This is a genomic window from Streptomyces sp. NPDC093252 (assembly GCF_040683675.1).
Taxonomy (GTDB): domain Bacteria; phylum Actinomycetota; class Actinomycetes; order Streptomycetales; family Streptomycetaceae; genus Streptomyces.
The window spans coordinates 537,018-555,534 of the sequence record NZ_JBFBEM010000003.1 but is presented as its reverse complement, the minus strand read 5'-3'; the positions used below and the strand labels follow the sequence as shown (position 1 = coordinate 555,534).

Genomic DNA, 18,517 nt, shown 5'->3' with positions numbered 1-18,517 from the left:
AGAACGTACAAGACCGTCCGGCGGCCCACCGGCAAGGCTGCCGCTCATGACCACTTCCGACGCCCTGCCCCCCGTCCGCTTCGACACCAAGATCGCCGTCCTGCTGCGGGACGACCTGGCGACCTGGCAGCGGCTGAATGTGACCGCGTTCCTGGTCAGCGGCCTGGGCACGGAACTCCCCGAGGTCATCGGCGAGCCCTACGCGGACGCCGACCGGGTCGCCTATCTGCGGATGTTCCGGCAGCCGGTGCTGGTCTTCGAGGGCACCGAGGAGACGCTCCGCGCGGCCCACACCCGCGCCCTGACCCGTGCCCTGCCGCGCGCCCTGTTCACCGCCGACCTCTTCACCACCGGCAACGACCGCGACAACCGCTCCGCCGTCCGCGCGGTCGGCACGGCGGACCTGGACCTGGTGGGGCTCGCGGTGTACGGACCGAGGAACGCGGTGGACAAGGTGATGAAGGGCGCCCGAATGCACCCCTGACGCTCCTTGACATTCTCTGGCACTTACTGCCACTCTCTGCCACTCACTGAACTACTGGTCGGCGCTTACCTCGGTGGCGGGCGCCGGCGCGGCGGCGGTTCGTACGCCCCCCTCCGCCTCCCGCTCCGGCAGGCCCCCCGCCTCCCCCTCCGGCAGGGCCCGCATCAGCGCCGCATACCCCGCCGCCGTCACCATCCCCAGCACCGCGCACAGCCCCCACAGCAGATCCGCGCCCCAGCGGTCGATGACGAAGCCGGACATCAGCGGGGCGATCAGCCCGGCGACCGACCAGGACATGGTGTACATCCCCTGGTAGCGCCCCCGGCCATGGACAGGGGAGAGCCGGACGACGAGCCCGGTCTGGGTCGGCGCGTTGACGATCTCCGCGAGGGTCCAGACGACGACGGTCAGCGCGAACACCCCGACCGACCCGGCGAACGCGGTCAGCCCGAACCCGTACCCGGCGAGCAGCGAGGACACCACCAGCAGCCGGCGCGGGTCGCGGTGCTCGATGAACCGGGTGATGGGGATCTGGAGGGCGACGATCAGCACCCCGTTGACGGCGAGGGCCATGCCGTAGTCGGCCGGGGTGAACCCGGCGGCGCCCATGGCGACCGGCAGCCCGACGGCCCCCTGCTGGAAGATCAGCGCGATCAGGAACGACAGCCCGACGACCCCCATGTACCGCCCGTCGCGCAGCACCGTCCCCAGCCCGACCGCGTTGTGCGCGGCGGCCTCCTTGGCGGTCCGCTCGGGCCGGGACTCGGGCAGCTTGATGAAGATCAGCACCGCGCAGACGGCGGTCATCGCGCCCTCGATCAGAAACCCGGCGAGATAGCTGAACTCGGCGATGAACCCGGCACCGGCCGCCGAGATCGCGAAGCCCAGGTTGATCGCCCAGTAGTTGAGGGAGAAGGCCCGCACCCGGTCCTCGGGCCGCACGATGTCGGCCATCATCGCCTGCACGGCAGGGCGGGACGCGTTGGAGGCGGCGCCGACGAGACAGGCCACGGCGGCGATGGCCACCGGGTGCTGCATAAAGCCCAGCAGCGCGACGGAGACGGCGGTCGAGCCCTGCGCGATGACCAGGGTGGGCCGCCGCCCGAGCCGGTCGGTCATCACCCCGCCGCCGAGCGAGGAGATGACCCCGCCGAGCCCGTAGAGGGCGGCGACCAGTCCGGCGTAGGAGGCGGAGTAGCCGCGCTCCAGGGTCAGATAGAGCGCCATGAAGGTGGCGACGAAGGCGCCGAGGCGGTTGACCAGGGTGCTGGTCCACAGCCACCAGAACTCGCGCGGGAGACCGGAGACGGTCTCGGACAGGGCACGTCTGACAGCGGCGACGGACAAGAGGATCCCCCCGAGGACACTGATGGCCGAAGCCGCGATGAGAAGGTCAGCCGACCGGTCAGCCGACCGGGGCCGGATGTAAGAGTCACTCCTACGGAGCAGACCTTACGATCGAGGCCCCACCGGAATCGAGCGAATTAACAATTCCCGTCAACCGTCCGAGCCCCCACCGCCCGCCGACCCCGCCCCACTACTCCACCCACCCCTCCCCGCTACTCCGCCCACCCCTGCCCCCTGCTCCGCCCACCCCTGCCCGTCGGTCCGCCCACCCCTGCCCGTGGGTGCGGCCCCCGTCCGCGGTGCGGGCGGCCCGCGCGGGCCGCGCAACCCTTCGATTACGCTCGACCCCATGGCCGACGCACCGTACAAGCTGATCCTGCTCCGCCACGGCGAGAGCGAGTGGAACGCGAAGAACCTGTTCACCGGCTGGGTGGACGTGAACCTCACCGAGAAGGGCGAGAAGGAGGCGGTCCGCGGCGGTGAGCTGCTGAAAGACGCCGACCTGCTCCCCGACGTGGTCCACACGTCCCTCCAGAAGCGCGCGATCCGCACGGCGCAGTTGGCTCTCGAAGCCGCCGACCGCCTCTGGCTCCCGGTCCACCGGAGCTGGCGCCTGAACGAGCGCCACTACGGCGCCCTCCAGGGCAAGGACAAGGCCCAGACCCTCGCGGAGTTCGGCGAGGAGCAGTTCATGCTCTGGCGCCGGTCCTACGACACCCCGCCCCCGCCGCTGGCCGTCGACGCCGAGTACTCCCAGTTCGACGACGCGCGCTACGCCGCCCTCCCGCCGGAGCTGCGCCCGCGCACGGAATGCCTGAAGGACGTCGTCGTCCGGATGCTCCCGTACTGGTTCGACGCCATCGTCCCCGACCTCCTGTCCGGCCGCACGGTCCTGGTCGCCGCCCACGGCAACAGCCTGCGCGCCCTGGTCAAGCACCTGGACGACGTCTCGGACGCCGACATCGCGGGCCTCAACATCCCCACCGGCATCCCCCTCTCCTACAACCTCGACCACAACTTCAAGCCCCTCAACCCCGGCGGCACCTACCTCGACCCCGAGGCGGCGTCGGCGGCGATCGAGGCGGTCAAGAACCAGGGCAAGAAGAAGTAGGTTCTGTGACCATGCCCCCGACCTGCGCACACGGCGCGAGTCGGGGGCATTCTCACGCCCTGGGCCCACGGTGGGCCCTCAGCGTGGGGGTACCGCGCCGGGGTACCGCGCCCTACACCGACAACGGCACCTCATGGATCTCGTCCGCCCGGTGCCCCGAGCGTTCGTGGACGCGCTGCACCGCCTCCGCCGAGGGTGCCTCGGACAGGCAGTAGACCGTGCCCGACTCCGGGTCCGCCCAGGCGCGCTGGAAGTGCACCCCTTCCGCGCTCTCGGCGGCCAGGTCGGCCTGATGGGCCTGCTGCAACTGATCGGCCGTGATGCCGTTCATCCCATGGTGGACGTCCATGTACTGGGCCATGATCCACAACTCCCCTCATGACCGCGCTTCCTCACTCCATCGTCCGCCTCCCGCCCCGCGAGGGCGACCGGGATGCGGAGCGGGCCCTCCCGCCCCACCGGGGCGACCGGGCGCGGAACGCGCGAAGGGCCCGGTACCGGAGTACGGGGCCCTTCGAGACGGAGCGGCGGTGGAGGTGGGGTCACCCGCACTGACAGGGGTTGCCCTGCTGGCAGCCGCAGCCGCAGCCCGAACCGCAGCCGCAGGCCGCGATCAGGGGAAGGGCGAGCGGCCGGACCGGCTGTTCGGTGGGGCGGTCCCGGGTGGGGTCGGGCGGGGTGCTGGGGGAATCGGCCATGGGTCCCTCCCTGGGGGACTGGGGGCACGTACCTGTGCCCATTGGACGCCCCCTCCCGCGGTCGCATCAACGGCGCATCGATGCTCACGCGCGCCCCCGGCGCGCAGGGGAGATGCCGGGTGCCTATGCGCCCGTTTCGCCCGCCTTGGCGCCTGCCCTGCGCTCGCCCTATCGCCTGCCCTGTCGCCTGCGCTACGCGCCTTCCACGCCGGGCACCGCCTGCGCGTCCGGCTGGAGCTCGTCCGCGTGCTCACCGGTGACCAGGAACACCACCCGCTTGGCGACGGCCACCGCGTGGTCGGCGAAGCGCTCGTAGTAGCGGCCGAGCAGGGTGACATCGACCGCGGTCTCGATGCCGTGCTTCCAGCGGTCGTCCATCAGGTGCTGGAAGAGCGTGCGGTGCAGCAGGTCCATCGCGTCGTCGTCGGTCTCCATCTGCATCGCGAGATCGACGTCCTTGGTGATGATCACCTCCGCCGCCTTCGCCATCAGCCGCTGCGCGAGCTGGCCCATCTCCAGGATCGTGGAGTGCAGGTCGTGCGGGATGGCCCGCTCCGGGAACCGCAGCCGGGTGAGCTTGGCCACATGCTGGGCCAGATCACCGGAGCGCTCCAGGTCGGCGGACATCCGCAGCGAGGTGACGACGATCCGCAGATCCGTGGCGACCGGCTGCTGCCGCGCCAGCAGGTCTATCGCGCGGGCCTCCAGATCGTGCTGGAGTTCGTCGATCTTCTTGTCGTTCTCGATGACGCTCTCGGCCAGCTTCAGATCGGCGTCGAGGATCGCCGTGGTGGCGCGTCCGATAGCCGACCCGACCAGCCGGGCCATCTCGACCAGGCTGTCACTGATCGAGTCGAGTTCCTCGTGGTACGCGTCCCGCATCTTCGGTTCCCTCTCGTACGTCGTTCCAGGGTGCTCGGGGTCAGGGTTCCGACCTTGCCCTACGGCATCACACACCGTCGTCCGGGGGGTGCCCTCGGGCACCGTGGACCCCACGCTGTCACCCTCGACCGCGTACGCGTCGGAATCCGCCACCACAAATGAACCGATACTGGCTCCAAGGTGAACTCTGGGCGACGAGTGTTCGAGGTGGACCGCCGATGGCTGTGGGCATGTCGTACCCCATGCCTAACCTGGGAGCATGGACGTGAACGCGGCGGTTGCCGCAGCGGCAGCGATCGCCGGTGTGCTCACCGGTGTCATCGCCATGCTGGCGTTCCGCTGGAGCGAGCGCGACCTGAGGCGCCCGACCCGCACGTCCCTGCACACCGACCCGGTCCTCCCGCCCGGGGTGGACACGGTGCTGTCGGTCCTCCGCTCCTCCGCCGTCGTCCTGGACGAGGGCGACGCGGTGGTCAAGGCCAGCTCCGCCGCCTACGCCCTCGGACTGGTGCGCGGCGGCAAGCTCGCCGTCGAACCCATGCTCCAGATGGCCCGGGACACCCGCCGCGACGGAGAGATACGCCAGGTCGAACTGGACCTGCCTCGTCGCGGCACCGGCCGCGGCGAGGCTCTCGCCGTCTCCGCCCGGGTCGCCCCGCTCGGCTCCCGGCTGGTCCTGCTGCTGGTCGAGGACCTCACCGAGGCCCGCCGCATAGAGGCCGTCCGGCGCGATTTCGTGGCCAATGTCAGCCATGAGCTGAAGACCCCGGTCGGTGCGCTCTCCCTGCTGTCCGAGGCCGTCATGGACGCCTCCGACGACCCGGAGGCCGTGCAGCGGTTCGCCGGGCGGATGCAGATCGAGGCGACCCGGCTGACCAACCTGGTCCAGGAGCTGATCGACCTCTCGCGCGTCCAGAACGACGACCCGCTGGAGGACGCCGAGCCGGTCCGGGTGGACGAACTGGTCGCCGAGGCCGTCGACCGCTGCCGCCACGCGGCCGGGACGAAGCAGATCACCATGGCGGCCGGCGGCACCGCCGAGCTGCATGTCTGGGGCAACCGCGGCCAGCTCGCCGCCGCCCTCGGCAACCTGGTGGAGAACGCCGTCAACTACTCGCCCGCCCGCACCCGCGTCGGCATAGCCGCCCGCCGGGTGGGCGCCCGGGGCGGTGACGCCATCGAGATCGCCGTCACCGACCAGGGCATCGGCATCTCCGACAAGGACAAGGAGCGCATCTTCGAGCGCTTCTACCGCGTGGACCCGGCCCGCTCCCGTGCCACCGGCGGCACCGGCCTCGGTCTCGCGATCGTCAAGCACGTGGCCGCCTCGCACGGCGGGGAGGTCACGGTGTGGAGCTCCGAGGGACAGGGCTCCACGTTCACCCTGCGGCTGCCGGAGGCGGGAGTCGCCCGCGACCGGGCGCAGCAGCAGCACACCCCCGCCCTCGACGAGGCCGGGCAGTCCGCGGGTTCGTCCCACGCCCGATCCCATCCAGCCCCCGACTCAACCGCGTACCAGACGCTTTCCGCCCCGGAGGTCCTTCCGTGACCCGAGTGCTCGTCGTCGAGGACGAGGAGTCCTTCTCCGACGCCCTGTCGTACATGCTCCGCAAGGAGGGTTTCGAGGTCGCCGTCGCGACCACCGGGCCCGACGGACTCGACGAGTTCGACCGCAACGGCGCCGATCTCGTCCTGCTCGACCTGATGCTGCCCGGCCTGCCGGGCACCGAGGTCTGCCGCCAGTTGCGCGGCCGGTCCAATGTCCCGGTCATCATGGTGACCGCCAAGGACAGCGAGATCGACAAGGTCGTCGGGCTGGAAATAGGAGCCGACGACTATGTCACCAAGCCGTTCTCCTCGCGGGAGCTGGTGGCCCGTATCCGGGCCGTGCTGCGCCGCCGCGGCGAGCCCGAGGAGGTGGCCCCCGCCGCCCTGGAGGCCGGTCCGGTCCGGATGGACGTGGACCGCCATGTGGTCACCGTCGGCGGCGCCAAGGTCGACCTGCCGCTCAAGGAGTTCGACCTGCTGGAGATGCTGCTGCGCAACGCGGGCCGCGTCCTGACCCGGATGCAGCTCATCGACCGCGTCTGGGGCGCCGACTACGTCGGGGACACCAAGACCCTCGACGTCCACGTCAAGCGCCTGCGCGCCAAGATCGAGCCGGACCCGGGCGCCCCGCGCTACCTGGTCACGGTCCGCGGCCTCGGCTACAAGTTCGAGCCGTAAACCGCGCTACCCGCCGCGACGGGCGACAGCGAAAGGGCGGGACCTCCCCTCAGGAGGCCCCGCCCTTCGCATGTCGCCGCTGTCCCACTCCCGCCCACGGACCCGAGGGCGCCCACAGACCTGAGGACCCACGGACCCGAGGACCCACGTGCCTGCGGGCCCACGGACCCGCGGACCTACGGGGCTCAGCCCCCGGCCGGGGTCTCCTCCGGCGCCGACCCGGAGGCCGCGTCGCCCGGTGTGCCGGAGGCGGCGGACTCGGTGGCGGACGGTTCCCCGCTGGGCTCCCCGGACGCCGCACCGCTCGCCCCGTCGCTCGGCGAGGTGGACGGGGACGGCGTCGGGACCGCGCTCGGGCCCCAGTTGGTGAAGAAGCTCTCGGCGGGGACCACGAACGCCTGGAGGCCGACGTCGCCGGTGCTGCTGAAGGTGAAGGTGACCGGCTGGGCGTCACCGTCGACCAGGCCCTCGCCCTCGGCGAGCACCGCGGAGGCGTTGCCCTCACCGCCGATGATCACCGAACCGCCGGCCGGCACGGTCAGCGGGCCGCTGCCGGTCGCGGGTGTGATCTCGGCGTTGCCGTGGCCCTCGACGGCGATGGAGTCCAGGGTCTGCGCCGAGCGGCCGGTGTTGAAGAGGGTCGCCGAGACGGCCGCCGGACCGGAGGCGTCGGCCTCGGGCTGGGTGATGACAATGGCGTTCTGGATCTTGATGTCGCCGACGCTGGTGGCCGCGTTGTCCGGCACGATCTGGAGGGTCTGCGCGTTGTTTCCGGCGCCGCAGGCGGCGAGCGTGGCGATCGAGAACGCGAGGGCGGAAGCGGCGAGGGCGCCGCGTCGAAGGCTGCTGCTCACGGCGGCGGCAACTCCTTGAACACAGGGGCGGCATTCCTGGTGGCTGCCGCCCTAAGGATCTGTCAGCGGCCTCAGGTTACCGAGCCGTTCCCGCCGCGCCGCACCCGACCCTCCCCCCAACCCCTTCGGGTCGCTCGCGAAGACGCACCCCCGGATCCCTTTCCCGGGACACCACAAGACACCGCAAGACATCGTGAGACATCGCGCGTCCCATCCGCCACTTCCGTAACGCGCCCGTCGCCCGCAACTCGTCCGCCATTCACATAAGCCCTCCGGACATACCGGCGCGCATATCCGGGGGGACCCGGGCGCGAAATTCCTGTGAAGGAATCCCGGAAATGGATCAACGAGTGTCTGGATCAGACCCCGTTTCAGCCCCGTTTCGGCCTCCGTATCCGCCTCCGTATCGGCCCTCGTATCGCCCCCCGTGATCAATTCCGGAATCGTCTCGCACACGACCCGCCGTACCGAACGGAGTAGCGGAAGTCGAGCAGGTGAAGGCGGACATATGCGGACGTTCGACCCCTTGGCGGGGCCGTCGGATGTGTGTAACGTGCGGGTTTCTCTCGTCCCGGAGAGCCCCTCCGACCTGCGAATACCTGGTCCCGGGGGCCCGGCGAAGCACGTTCCGGTCGCTGTTGTCAAGCCCCGAGATATGCCCTGACCTGCGAAAACGCCATTCAGAACCCGCCGTTTCCGTGTTACCCTGGATAGCCACGGAAGGGGTACCTGTCACATGACGTTCAAGGTTGGCGACACCGTGGTCTATCCCCATCACGGGGCCGCGCTGATCGAGGCCATCGAAACTCGCCAGATCAAAGGCGTGGACAAGACCTACTTGGTGCTGAAGGTCGCCCAGGGTGACCTGACGGTACGTGTGCCAGCGGACAATGCGGAGTTCGTCGGCGTGCGTGATGTGGTCGGTCAGGACGGGCTGGACCGGGTCTTCGAGGTGCTGCGCGCACCGTATGCCGAGGAGCCCACGAACTGGTCCCGTCGCTACAAGGCAAACCTGGAGAAGCTCGCCTCCGGCGATGTCATCAAGGTCGCGGAAGTCGTGCGTGACCTGTGGCGTCGCGAGCGTGAGCGTGGACTGTCCGCCGGTGAGAAGCGGATGCTCGCCAAGGCCCGCCAGATCCTGGTGAGCGAGCTGGCTCTCGCGGAGAACACCAACGAGGACAAGGCCGAGGCGCTGCTCGACGAGGTCCTCGCCTCCTGACCCGGGAACCGAGCCGTGCTCGGTCGACCCGTACACCGAAATGCCGCGGTGCCCGATGACGTCTTTGCAGTCGCCGGGCGCTGCGGCATGTTCGTACCCGGACCCGCGCAGGGCCCGTGCGGATGCCACCGGATCCGCAGCGCAATCGCCGCAAACGCCAGCGCCCGCGCCGTACGCCGGAGGATTTCTCCCCCGGTACTGTGCGTGCCGGGCTCGGGCAACCGCCTCGACCGGGGTCACGGAAGGGTCCGGTCAGGGGCACGTGCCCGGCACGATGTGGCCATACCCAACTAGGCCGAGCACACAAACCTGACAGGAACCGATGTCTGACGTTTCGCGCCCTTCGCCCGCAGGAGTCCGTACCGCCGCGGTCATCCCGGCCGCCGGCCGGGGCGTACGGCTCGGTCCGGGGGCGCCCAAGGCGCTCCGCGCGCTGGGCGGCACCCCGATGCTGATCCACGCCGTGCGCGCGATGGCCGCCTCCAACCATGTCTCCCTGGTGATCGTCGTCGCCCCGCCCGACGGGGCCGCCGAGGTCAAGTCGCTGCTCGACGCGCACGCCCTGCCCGACCGCACCGACTTCCTCGTCGTCCCCGGCGGCGCGACCCGCCAGGAATCCGTCCGGCTCGGCCTGGACGCCCTGCCCCTCGGCTACGGCGTCGTCCTGGTCCACGACGCCGCCCGCCCCCTGGTCCCGGTGGACACCGTGGACGGGGTGATCGAGGCGGTCCGCGCCGGTGCCCCGGCCGTCGTCCCGGCGCTGCCGCTCGCCGACACCGTCAAGGAGGTCGTGCCCGCGGACACCCCCGGCGACCCCGAACCCGTCGTCGCCACGCCCGAGCGGGCCCGGCTGCGCGCGGTCCAGACCCCGCAGGGCTTCGACCGCGAGACCCTGGTCCGCGCCCATGACACCGTCACCGGCGAGGTCACCGACGACGCGAGCATGATCGAGCGGCTCGGCCTGACCGTCGTGGTCGTCCCCGGCCACGAGGAGGCGTTCAAGGTCACCCGCCCGCTCGACCTGGTCCTCGCCGAGGCGGTCCTCACCCGCCGGAGGCTCAACGATGGCTTCTGACACCCCCTTCCCCCTCCCCCAGGTCGGCATCGGCACCGACATCCACGCCTTCGAGGACGGCCGCGAACTGTGGTGCGCCGGTCTGAAGTGGGAGGACGAGGGCCCCGGCCTGGCCGGGCACTCCGACGCCGATGTCGTCGCCCACGCGGCCTGCAACGCCCTCTTCTCCGCCGCCGGCCTCGGCGACCTCGGCCGGCACTTCGGCACCGGCCGCCCCGAGTGGTCCGGCGCCTCCGGGGTGACCCTGCTGGCCGAGGCGGCCCGGATCGTCCGCGCCGCGGGCTTCACCATCGGCAATGTCGCCGTCCAGGTGGTGGGCCCCCGCCCGAAGATCGGCAAGCGCCGCGACGAGGCCCAGAAGCTCCTCACCGAGGCGGCCGGCGCCCCGGTCTCGGTCTCCGGCGCCACCACGGACGGCCTCGGCTTCCCCGGCCGCGGCGAGGGCCTGATGGCCGTGGCCACCGCCCTGGTCGTCCGAACCCCCTGAGCCCCCTGAATCCCCCTCCGAGCGCCCTCCGAGCCCCCTTGACCCCCCACCCGCCCACCGTTCCCCGGTACGGCGCCACCCACCATCCACCGCCCACTACCCTGGACCCGTGACTATTCGCCTGTACGACACCAGCGCCCGGCAGATCCGTGACTTCACCCCGCTCACACCGGGCCGCGTCTCGATCTACCTCTGTGGTGCCACCGTGCAGGCGGCCCCGCACATCGGGCACATCCGCTCCGGCCTGAACTTCGACATCCTGCGCCGCTGGTTCGAGCACCGCGGCTATGACGTGACGTTCATCCGCAATGTCACCGACATCGACGACAAGATCATCCGCAAGTCCGCCGAACAGGGCCGCCCCTGGTGGTCCATCGGCTACGAGAACGAACGCGCCTTCAACACGGGCTACGAGGCACTCGGCTGCCTCCCCCCCACCTACGAGCCCCGCGCCACCGGCCACATCACCGAGATGATCGAGATGATGCGCGGCCTGATCGACCGCGGCCACGCCTACGAGGCCGACGGCAACGTCTACTTCGACGTCCGCTCCCTGCCCGGCTACCTCTCCCTCTCCCGGCAGGACCTGGACGGGCTGCGCCAGCCCGCGGAGGACGGCGAGACCGGCAAGCGCGACCCCCGCGACTTCGCCATGTGGAAGGCCGTCAAGCCGGGCGAGCCGAGCTGGGAGACCCCGTGGGGCCGCGGCCGTCCCGGCTGGCACCTGGAGTGCTCGGCGATGGCCCACAAGTACCTGGGCCCCGCCTTCGACATCCACGGCGGCGGCATCGACCTGATCTTCCCGCACCACGAGAACGAGATCGCCCAGGCCCGCGGCTACGGCGACGACTTCGCCGCCTACTGGGTGCACAACGCCTGGGTCACCATGAGCGGCGAGAAGATGTCCAAGTCGCTCGGCAACTCGGTGCTGGTCAGCGAGATGGTCAAGGCATGGCGCCCGATCGTGCTCCGCTACTACCTGGGCACCCCGCACTACCGCTCCACCATCGAGTACAGCGAGGAGGCCCTGCGCGAGGCCGAGTCCGCGTTCGCCCGGATCGAGGGGTTCGTGCAGCGCGTGGTGGAGTTGGCCGGGGGTCCCGTCGAACCGGCCGCCGAGGTGCCGCCCGCCTTCGCCGAGGCGATGGACGACGACCTGGGCGTCCCCCAGGCCCTCGCCGTCGTCCACAACACCGTCCGCCAGGGCAACAGCGCGCTGGCCGCCGACGACAAGGAGAGCGCGGTCGCCCGGCTCTCCGAGGTCCGCGCCATGCTCGGGGTGCTGGGCCTGGACCCGCTGGACGCCCAGTGGGCCGGGGAGGCCGACCGGGGCGAGGATCTGCACGGCGTCGTGGACACCCTCGTCCGGCTGGTGCTCGACCAGCGGGAGGCGGCGCGCGGGCGCAAGGACTGGGCGACCGCCGACGCCATCCGCGACCGCCTCAACCAGTCCGGCCTGGCCATCGAGGACGGCCCGCAGGGCCCCCGCTGGACCCTCGCCCCCCGCTGAGGCCCCCGGCCTCCCGGGGCCTCCCGGGGCCCGGAGGCCGCCCCCGCAGATGCCGTCCGCCCGTCCGGACGGCACACTGCACCACAGACCTACGCAACGCAGTACTCACATTTCTAGGCAGGTAGATCATGGCCGCTAACAACCGCCGCATGTCCGGCAAGAAGGGCGCGCAGGTCGGCAGTGGCGGCCAGCGGCGCCGGGGCCTCGAAGGCAAGGGCCCCACCCCGCCCGCCGAGATGCGCAAGGGACACGCCAAGCAGCGCGCCGCGCAGTCCAAGGCCCGCCGCGCGGCCGGCGGCCGGACCCCGCAGCGCCGGGGCGGCGGCCGGTCCACGTCCGAGCTGGTCGTCGGCCGCAACCCGGTGGTCGAGGCCCTGCGCGAGGGCGTCCCCGCGACGATGCTGTATGTGCAGCAGTTCATCGACAACGACGAGCGGGTCCGCGAGGCCCTCCAGCTCGCCGGAGAACGCGGCGGCATCCACCTGATGGAGGCCCCGCGCCCCGAGCTGGACCGGATGACCAACGGGCTCAACCACCAGGGCCTGGTCCTCCAGGTCCCGCCCTACGAGTACGCGCACCCCGAGGACCTCGCCGCCGAGGCCGCCGACGCCGGGCAGGACCCGCTGATCGTCGCCCTGGACGGCGTGACCGACCCCCGCAACCTCGGTGCCGTCGTCCGGTCCGTGTCCGCCTTCGGGGGCCACGGGGTCGTCGTACCGGAGCGGCGGGCGGCCGGGATGACGGCCGGGGCGTGGAAGACCTCGGCGGGCGCGGCGGCCCGGACGCCGGTCGCGCGCGCGACCAATCTGACCCGGGCGCTGGAGGCGTACAAGAAGGCCGGGATCGTGGTGGTCGGGCTGGCCGCCGACGGCGAGGCCGAGCTGAGCGAGCTGGCGGCGCTGGACGGGCCGGTGGTGATCGTCGTCGGCAGCGAGGGCAAGGGCCTGTCCCGGCTGGTCGGCGAGACCTGTGACGTCCGGGTCCGGATCCCGATGCCGGGCGGCGCGGAGTCGCTGAACGCCGGGGTCGCGACCGGGATCGTCCTCTACGAGGCGGCGCGGCGCCGGAGTTGACAGGCCCGGACGCACCCGCCCTGAACGCGCGTGCGTCCGCCCACCCGTCCGGGTCGAATCCGGCGTCCCCGACAAGCTTGACGGGGTCCGGACAGATCCGGCGGGTCAAAGCAGTGTCCTAAACACACGTCACTCGGTTAGATGAGTGTGGACACCAGAACACCCCGCACACCCACGGGAGACCGCTCGTCGGGGTTCAGCTCCGGATTCGGCTCCGGCTCCGGATTCAGCTCCGGGCTCGACGACGCCCCCGCGCTGAGCATGGTGAAGGTGCCGAGCGATCCGGCCCAGGTCATCGTCAATCACGCCAGCTTCCGCGTGCAGTTGGGCGCCTCCTCGCGGCGCGCCCAGCCGCCGCGCGGGCCCCGCCCCGCGGGCGGCGCCACGGCCCGGATCCCCGCCGGCACCCCCGCGGGCAGAGCCGGAGCGGCGGGCGCCGCGTCCCGGCGCCGCCCCGTCGTCTGGAGCGGCCGTTCGGCCCCCGACGACACCGGCGCGCACCGGCTGCTCCAGGCCGTGCGCACCGCGGGCCTCCGCCACCCCGACGAGCCCCTCACCGACACCGGCTCCACCCAGGTCATCCAGCGCGTGGAAGCCCCCGCCCCCGGCGGTCCGTACGACGAGGACGGGCTGACCCAGACCGTCGAGACCCCCGTGGTCGGCGCCCAGCGCACCCACGGCGGCGACACCCCCCGGCTGCTGCCCCAGATGCGCACGGTCGGCAGCATCGACGACGAACTCCCCCACGACGACCCCCGCCACCCCGACCCCCGCCACCCCGATTCCCGCTACCCCGGGGACGCCCGCCACGACGACCGGGCAGCCGACTTCGCCGACGACTTCGCGGACGACGACTACGACGACCCGGAGTCCACCGCCGGGACCCGCCTCCGCCGGTCCGGCGACGAGGCCGCCCGGCACGCGTACTACCCCGGCCGCCGGATGAACCTCGGCGTCGTCCTCCTCCCGCTGCGCGTCTTCCTCGGCTTCATCTCCATCTACGCCGGGATGGGCAAGCTCTGCGACCCCGTCTACTTCGACGGCGGCGAGCGCGGCTCCATGGTCAAGTGGCTCAACACCCTGCACCCCTGGGAGGTCGCCGAGCCCCTGCGCCAGTTCGCCCTGGAGCACCCGGTCGGCTCCGGTCTGGTGATCGCCTTCCTCCAGGTCATCGTGGGCGTGCTCACGGTGCTGGGCTGCTGGCAGCGGGTCGCCGCGGTCGGCGGGGCGCTGCTCTCCGCCGCGCTGCTGGTCACCGTGAGCTGGAAGAGCGTTCCGGTCTACGACACCCCCGACATCATCTATCTCGCCGCCTGGTCGCCGCTGATCATCGCGGGCGCCCCCGTCTACTCGGTGGACGGCCGGCTCGCGGGCGCCGCCTGGCGCCGGCTCGGCCCCCGCGCCGACCTGTGGGACCTGCGCCGCTATGTACTGCGCCGGGGCGCGCTGGTCACGGCGATCGTCGTCGGCCTGACCCTGCTCATCGGTTCGCTGCTGGGCGGCGCGGTCCGGGACTCCGACCGGGTGGTCGTGCCCGGTCCCGGCGAGGCCCCGCGCAACGAACTGCCGGGTTCCCCGCTGCCGGGCGAGTCCGGCGAGCGGCGGGCGAGCGGTTCCCCGTCCGCCGCCTCCGAGGCCCCGACGCAGGGCGCCACCTCGGCGGCGCCCACCGCGGGCGCGGCCACCACGCCGGGTGCCACCCAGGACACCGGTACGACGACGGGGGGCGCGCCCAGCCAGACGCAGGGCGCGGGCGGCGAGCAGGCCCCGGCCCAGCAGCCGACGCCGGAGCAGCAGGCCCCGAGCACCACCACCGGCCCCGCGTCCGGCGGCCCCGCCGGTGCCCCGCCCGAGAGCACGTCGGGAGCCCCCGGCGGCGCCCCCGACGAGGGCACCTCCTCCTCGTCCGGCCAGCCCGGACTGGTGGGCGGCCTGTTGGGGTAGGGGGGCCGGTGGGCGGCCTCCTGGACCCGCCCTCCGGCTGACCAAAACGGCGAGACGGTAAGACGGCGAGACAGTAAGCCCGCTCGGCGAGACGGCCGGACGGCACGTCGGCGAGACGGTTGCGTGACGAGTACGACGAGTACGGCTCCGCCTTTCCCCAACGGGAGAGGCGGAGCCGTTTTCTCATTCTTCCCCCCTCCCCCCTCTCCCCTTCCCCCTCTCGCCCTCTCCCTCTTCTTCGCTCAACGCCGCTGTGCGGCAAGCTCTTTGGCGGCCTCGGTCAAATCCTTCGCGGTGTCGATGGCCCGCCAATAGGCGCCCTGCGGAATGGGGAACCCGGCGAGGCGGAGTTCGCGCGCGAGACGCGGAAAGGTGGTCCGCTCATGGTCCCCCCGTTCGGGCAGCATCCCGGCGAACTCCGGTGCGAAGACATAAACGCCGGCATTGATCTCGTACTGCGTGGGCGGGGCTTCGATGAAGTCGGTGATGTGCCCGAAGCCGTCGGTCTGGACGGCGCCCCAGGGAATGCGGGGGCGGGCGAGGGCGAGGGTGGCGACGGCGTCCCGTTCGGCGTGGAAGTCGGCCATGTCGCGCAGGGAGAAACGGGTCCAGATGTCGCCGTTGGTGGCGTACCAGGGCCGGTCGGGGTGGGGGAGGCGGGCCGCCGCGAACCTGAGGGCGCCGCCGCGGCCGAGCGGCTCGGTCTCGACGGCGGTGGTGACCCGCAGGGGCAGTGCGGCGCTCTCCAGCCATCGTTCGAGGACATCGGCGAGATGGCCGCAACTGATCACCACGTCGGTGACGCCCTCGTCGGCGAGCCAGGCGAGCTGATGGCCGATGATCGGCGTCCCCGTCCCGGGGATCTCGACCATCGGCTTGGGCCGGTCGTCGGTGTAGGGGCGCAGCCGGGACCCCTGGCCCCCGGCCAGCACGACGGCCTGGACGGGGCGGGGGGCGGCGGAGGGGCGGGCGGAGGGGCCGGGAGCGGTCATGCCCGCACTGTACGGGCAGGGTCGGGAGGGGGTGGTTGCGTCAGAGCGTCGGTGGGCGGGCAGGTGGGTGAGCGGGTGTGCGTCACAGCGGGGGTGGGGGCCGCTGTGACGCCGTGTCGTTGCTGCGTGCCCTGCTGGGGCTGGGTCGGGGGCAGCTCAGCCGTGGGCGGCGATGACGCCGGTGGCGTAGGCGGTGTCGCAGACGGGGCGGGCGAAGGACTGGGCGCGGGTGGGGCCGTAGATCTGGACCGCGGCGCGGCCCAGGGCGCGGGCGATCGAGGCGCAGTGCTGCGCGAGCGAGGGACGGCCGTTGACGGCCTCCTGGAGGTGGGTCAGGGCGACGCCCGGGTCCTTCTCCTGGACCTCGGTGAGCAGCTTGTCCCGCAGGATCTCGTGGGGTGCGCGGGGGGCGGCCGGCTTGGCGTCGGAGACGGAGGCGTCGGACGCGGTGAGCACCGCGCCGCCGTCGGGGCCGCCCGACCAACTGACACGGGTGACCGCGAGGGTCCCGGAGAGCACCAGGACGACGGGCAGGACAAGGGCGAGGGAGCGGCCGATGCGGCGGGCGGGTCCCCGGCCGCGGCGCGTCGCTTCGTGGGTGGAGTGCTTCACGGAGTGCTTCACGCGAGTGAGGGTAGCGCCCGGTGATGATTTGGCGACATTTAGTCACCAATTTGGGGGATGAAGTGGTGCCTCTTTTTGGGTACGGGGTTGACGTACGGTCCTCGAAATGTCTCGTATGCCGGGGTATTTGTCGGCAGTGTGAGCGAACGGAAACGACCCCGCAGGGGGTTTGCGGGGTCGTTTCCGTCAATGTGCGGCGCGTGCCACCTCAGGTGTGGTGGCACGCGGCCCTGTTTGACCTGCGGGTCAGTGCGGCTCAGTCGGAGAGCCGGGCGCCGGTGGAGGTGGAGAAGACGTGGGTCTCGCCGGAGCGCGGGACGACGTTGAGCTGGCTGCCCTTCGCCGGGACGTCACGGCCGTTGACGCGGACGACGAGGTCCTTGGAGGTGTCGCCGAGCTTGGCGGTGCCGTAGACGTAGGCGTCGGCGCCCAGCTCCTCGACGACGTTGACGGTGACGGCGAGGCCCTCGTCGGACTCGGGGCTGGCGATGTCGAAGTGCTCGGGGCGGACGCCGACGGTGACGGACTTGTCGGTGGTGGCGGAGAGCGCGTCACGGTCGACCGGGACGACGCTGTTGCCGAACTTCACCCCGCCGTCGGCGATCGGGACCTCGACCAGGTTCATGGCCGGGGAGCCGATGAAGCCGGCGACGAAGAGGTTGGCGGGGCGGTCGTACATGTTCCGCGGCGAGTCGACCTGCTGGAGGATGCCCTTGTTGAGGACGGCGACCCGGTCGCCCATCGTCATGGCCTCGACCTGGTCGTGGGTGACGTAGACGGTGGTGATGCCGAGGCGGCGCTGGAGGGACGCGATCTGCGTACGGGTGGAGACGCGGAGCTTGGCGTCGAGGTTGGACAGCGGCTCGTCCATGAGGAAGACCTGCGGCTCCCGGACGATGGCGCGGCCCATGGCGACACGCTGGCGCTGACCGCCGGAGAGCGCCTTCGGCTTGCGGTCCAGGTACTCGGTGAGGTCGAGGATCTTCGCGGCCTCTTCAACCTTGGACCGGATCTCCGCCTTGTTGACGCCGGCGATCTTCAGGGCGAAGCCCATGTTGTCGGCGACGGACATGTGCGGGTACAGCGCGTAGTTCTGGAACACCATGGCGATGTCCCGGTCCTTGGGCGGCAGGTGGGTGACATCGCGGTCACCGATGCGGATGGCGCCGCCGTTGACATCCTCGAGCCCCGCGAGCATGCGGAGCGAGGTGGACTTGCCGCAACCGGACGGGCCGACCAGGACGAGGAACTCGCCGTCCTCGATCGCGATCTCCAGCGCGTCGACGGCGGGCTTGTCGGAGCCCGGGTAGACCCGGGTCGCCTTGTCGAACGTAACAGTGGCCATGGCTGTGAAGCCCCCTTCTACCGGCAGGAACGTGCCGGACGATCCGTTGTGGAAGGTGGAACGCGGCCCACGACACGTGGACCGAATGTGGACGGTACCTTCCGTTCACCTGTTCTGTCAGTAGTCCGGGGCCTGTGAACTTCGCGGAAATTTTCGACGGGGGCGGGGCGGGAGGTGGGTACACTGCACGGGCACGCGCGACACACGCCCGCGTACGCCTCCTTAGCTCAGTTGGTCAGAGCGCCGCTCTTGTAAAGCGAAGGTCGTCGGTTCGAATCCGACAGGGGGCTCCGCTCGCACCTCGTCGACCTGGGTTTCTTTCCTGGGTGGCGCTGTGCTCGGCCTCGGACCCGTCCGGGACGAGACACCGCTGACCGCGAACCGCGTTCGACACCGCGGTCGCGATGCCGGTGGACGCGGGATACCCGACCGATTCACGACCCGAGCGTTGCCTTCTCGCGCCGCGTGAGCCGATGGCCACGCCGATGGACGACGAGCGTCTTCGCCGCCTTCTGGGCGGCGACAGTGTCAAGGTCCCTTGGACGCACCCTGTAGGCACGTAGGGTGACGATTCATGTCTCTGTGTGACGTTCGGTGGTGCGGCTGGGGCGGCGGGTGCGTCATCTGTCGTCGGTTGCCGGGCCGA

The 18,517-nt window shown here is 71.5% G+C and carries 18 protein-coding genes and 1 tRNA gene; 11 read left to right on the top strand and 8 right to left on the bottom strand.

The genetic code is table 11. The annotated features are described in order from the left end of the window. Positions 1 to 46 precede the first annotated feature (46 nt). Complete coding sequence (locus AB0O01_RS08505) at positions 47 to 484, top strand: DUF2000 domain-containing protein (protein ID WP_365311696.1); 438 nt, start codon at positions 47 to 49, stop codon at positions 482 to 484. 51 nt (positions 485 to 535) lie between these two features. On the opposite strand, the gene AB0O01_RS08500 is transcribed toward AB0O01_RS08505, so the two are convergent. Next, entirely contained in the window at positions 536 to 1,831 is a 1,296-nt protein-coding gene (locus AB0O01_RS08500; RefSeq protein ID WP_365311695.1) for an MFS transporter, read from the bottom strand. A gap of 349 nt (positions 1,832 to 2,180) precedes the next feature. Here AB0O01_RS08500 and AB0O01_RS08495 point away from each other — a divergent pair, with 349 nt between their 5' ends. Then, the gene (locus AB0O01_RS08495) at positions 2,181 to 2,942 is read left to right on the top strand and encodes a phosphoglyceromutase (protein WP_365311694.1); all 762 of its coding nucleotides are present in this window, start codon (positions 2,181 to 2,183) and stop codon (positions 2,940 to 2,942) included. 112 nt (positions 2,943 to 3,054) lie between these two features. Here the strand turns inward: AB0O01_RS08495 and AB0O01_RS08490 are convergent, their stop codons facing one another. The 3 genes from AB0O01_RS08490 to phoU all read right to left on the bottom strand — a co-directional run bounded on the left by AB0O01_RS08490 (position 3,055) and on the right by phoU (position 4,522). Further along, positions 3,055 to 3,303 (bottom strand): SCO4226 family nickel-binding protein, encoded by a 249-nt coding sequence (locus AB0O01_RS08490; protein WP_365311693.1) that lies wholly within the window; start codon positions 3,301 to 3,303, stop codon positions 3,055 to 3,057. Positions 3,304 to 3,484: 181 nt separating this feature from the next. Next, positions 3,485 to 3,640, bottom strand: a complete 156-nt coding sequence (locus AB0O01_RS08485) for a hypothetical protein (protein ID WP_365311692.1) — start codon at positions 3,638 to 3,640, stop codon at positions 3,485 to 3,487. A 192-nt stretch (positions 3,641 to 3,832) separates the two neighbouring features. After that, the gene (gene phoU, locus AB0O01_RS08480) at positions 3,833 to 4,522 is read right to left on the bottom strand and encodes a phosphate signaling complex protein PhoU (RefSeq protein WP_355734123.1); all 690 of its coding nucleotides are present in this window, start codon (positions 4,520 to 4,522) and stop codon (positions 3,833 to 3,835) included. A 259-nt stretch (positions 4,523 to 4,781) separates the two neighbouring features. On the opposite strand from phoU, the gene AB0O01_RS08475 reads away from it, so the two are divergent. Continuing rightward, a complete protein-coding gene (locus AB0O01_RS08475; RefSeq protein ID WP_365311691.1) occupies positions 4,782 to 6,071 on the top strand; it encodes an ATP-binding protein in 1,290 nt (429 codons plus the stop codon). Next, entirely contained in the window at positions 6,068 to 6,748 is a 681-nt protein-coding gene (locus AB0O01_RS08470) for a response regulator transcription factor (protein WP_365311690.1), read from the top strand. Before AB0O01_RS08475 ends, AB0O01_RS08470 begins: the two co-directional genes overlap by 4 nt. A gap of 185 nt (positions 6,749 to 6,933) precedes the next feature. On the opposite strand, the gene AB0O01_RS08465 is transcribed toward AB0O01_RS08470, so the two are convergent. Next, positions 6,934 to 7,602 (bottom strand): DUF461 domain-containing protein, encoded by a 669-nt coding sequence (locus AB0O01_RS08465; protein WP_365311689.1) that lies wholly within the window; start codon positions 7,600 to 7,602, stop codon positions 6,934 to 6,936. Positions 7,603 to 8,338: 736 nt separating this feature from the next. Here AB0O01_RS08465 and AB0O01_RS08460 point away from each other — a divergent pair. The 6 genes from AB0O01_RS08460 to AB0O01_RS08435 all read left to right on the top strand — a co-directional run bounded on the left by AB0O01_RS08460 (position 8,339) and on the right by AB0O01_RS08435 (position 14,910). Next, complete coding sequence (locus AB0O01_RS08460) at positions 8,339 to 8,821, top strand: CarD family transcriptional regulator (RefSeq protein WP_003953493.1); 483 nt, start codon at positions 8,339 to 8,341, stop codon at positions 8,819 to 8,821. A gap of 322 nt (positions 8,822 to 9,143) precedes the next feature. Then, positions 9,144 to 9,896, top strand: coding sequence for a 2-C-methyl-D-erythritol 4-phosphate cytidylyltransferase (gene ispD / locus AB0O01_RS08455; protein ID WP_365311688.1), 753 nt, complete (start codon positions 9,144 to 9,146; stop codon positions 9,894 to 9,896). Next, complete coding sequence (gene ispF, locus AB0O01_RS08450) at positions 9,886 to 10,383, top strand: 2-C-methyl-D-erythritol 2,4-cyclodiphosphate synthase (protein WP_365311687.1); 498 nt, start codon at positions 9,886 to 9,888, stop codon at positions 10,381 to 10,383. Before ispD ends, ispF begins: the two co-directional genes overlap by 11 nt. Before the next feature lie 109 nt (positions 10,384 to 10,492). Then, positions 10,493 to 11,893, top strand: a complete 1,401-nt coding sequence (cysS, locus tag AB0O01_RS08445; protein ID WP_365311686.1) for a cysteine--tRNA ligase — start codon at positions 10,493 to 10,495, stop codon at positions 11,891 to 11,893. A gap of 128 nt (positions 11,894 to 12,021) precedes the next feature. Further along, the gene (gene rlmB / locus AB0O01_RS08440; protein WP_365311685.1) at positions 12,022 to 12,966 is read left to right on the top strand and encodes a 23S rRNA (guanosine(2251)-2'-O)-methyltransferase RlmB; all 945 of its coding nucleotides are present in this window, start codon (positions 12,022 to 12,024) and stop codon (positions 12,964 to 12,966) included. A 141-nt stretch (positions 12,967 to 13,107) separates the two neighbouring features. Further along, entirely contained in the window at positions 13,108 to 14,910 is a 1,803-nt protein-coding gene (locus AB0O01_RS08435) for a DoxX family membrane protein (RefSeq protein WP_365311684.1), read from the top strand. Positions 14,911 to 15,152: 242 nt separating this feature from the next. Here AB0O01_RS08435 and AB0O01_RS08430 read toward each other — a convergent pair whose 3' ends face one another. The 3 genes from AB0O01_RS08430 to ugpC all read right to left on the bottom strand — a co-directional run bounded on the left by AB0O01_RS08430 (position 15,153) and on the right by ugpC (position 17,871). Continuing rightward, positions 15,153 to 15,902, bottom strand: a complete 750-nt coding sequence (locus AB0O01_RS08430) for a nucleotidyltransferase family protein (RefSeq protein WP_365311683.1) — start codon at positions 15,900 to 15,902, stop codon at positions 15,153 to 15,155. A 156-nt stretch (positions 15,903 to 16,058) separates the two neighbouring features. Next, a complete protein-coding gene (locus AB0O01_RS08425; protein WP_365311798.1) occupies positions 16,059 to 16,514 on the bottom strand; it encodes a hypothetical protein in 456 nt (151 codons plus the stop codon). A 268-nt stretch (positions 16,515 to 16,782) separates the two neighbouring features. Then, positions 16,783 to 17,871, bottom strand: a complete 1,089-nt coding sequence (ugpC, locus tag AB0O01_RS08420) for a sn-glycerol-3-phosphate ABC transporter ATP-binding protein UgpC (protein ID WP_365311682.1) — start codon at positions 17,869 to 17,871, stop codon at positions 16,783 to 16,785. A 216-nt stretch (positions 17,872 to 18,087) separates the two neighbouring features. Between ugpC and AB0O01_RS08415 the strand changes: the two genes are divergently transcribed. Continuing rightward, a tRNA-Thr gene (locus AB0O01_RS08415) sits at positions 18,088 to 18,161 on the top strand. Positions 18,162 to 18,517: the final 356 nt, after the last annotated feature.

What these genes read in the sequence shown, in the direction of transcription:
- ispF (WP_365311687.1), top strand. Translation starts at nt 9,886, where the DNA reads ATGGCTTCTGACACCCCCTTCCCCCTCCCCCAGGTCGGCATCGGCACC.
- rlmB (WP_365311685.1), top strand. Translation starts at nt 12,022, where the DNA reads ATGGCCGCTAACAACCGCCGCATGTCCGGCAAGAAGGGCGCGCAGGTC.
- AB0O01_RS08495 (WP_365311694.1), top strand. Translation starts at nt 2,181, where the DNA reads ATGGCCGACGCACCGTACAAGCTGATCCTGCTCCGCCACGGCGAGAGC.
- AB0O01_RS08460 (WP_003953493.1), top strand. Translation starts at nt 8,339, where the DNA reads ATGACGTTCAAGGTTGGCGACACCGTGGTCTATCCCCATCACGGGGCC.
- ugpC (WP_365311682.1), bottom strand. Translation starts at nt 17,871, where the DNA reads ATGGCCACTGTTACGTTCGACAAGGCGACCCGGGTCTACCCGGGCTCC.
- AB0O01_RS08430 (WP_365311683.1), bottom strand. Translation starts at nt 15,902, where the DNA reads ATGACCGCTCCCGGCCCCTCCGCCCGCCCCTCCGCCGCCCCCCGCCCC.
- AB0O01_RS08475 (WP_365311691.1), top strand. Translation starts at nt 4,782, where the DNA reads ATGGACGTGAACGCGGCGGTTGCCGCAGCGGCAGCGATCGCCGGTGTG.
- AB0O01_RS08485 (WP_365311692.1), bottom strand. Translation starts at nt 3,640, where the DNA reads ATGGCCGATTCCCCCAGCACCCCGCCCGACCCCACCCGGGACCGCCCC.
- ispD (WP_365311688.1), top strand. Translation starts at nt 9,144, where the DNA reads ATGTCTGACGTTTCGCGCCCTTCGCCCGCAGGAGTCCGTACCGCCGCG.
- phoU (WP_355734123.1), bottom strand. Translation starts at nt 4,522, where the DNA reads ATGCGGGACGCGTACCACGAGGAACTCGACTCGATCAGTGACAGCCTG.
- AB0O01_RS08435 (WP_365311684.1), top strand. Translation starts at nt 13,108, where the DNA reads ATGAGTGTGGACACCAGAACACCCCGCACACCCACGGGAGACCGCTCG.
- AB0O01_RS08505 (WP_365311696.1), top strand. Translation starts at nt 47, where the DNA reads ATGACCACTTCCGACGCCCTGCCCCCCGTCCGCTTCGACACCAAGATC.
- AB0O01_RS08490 (WP_365311693.1), bottom strand. Translation starts at nt 3,303, where the DNA reads ATGGCCCAGTACATGGACGTCCACCATGGGATGAACGGCATCACGGCC.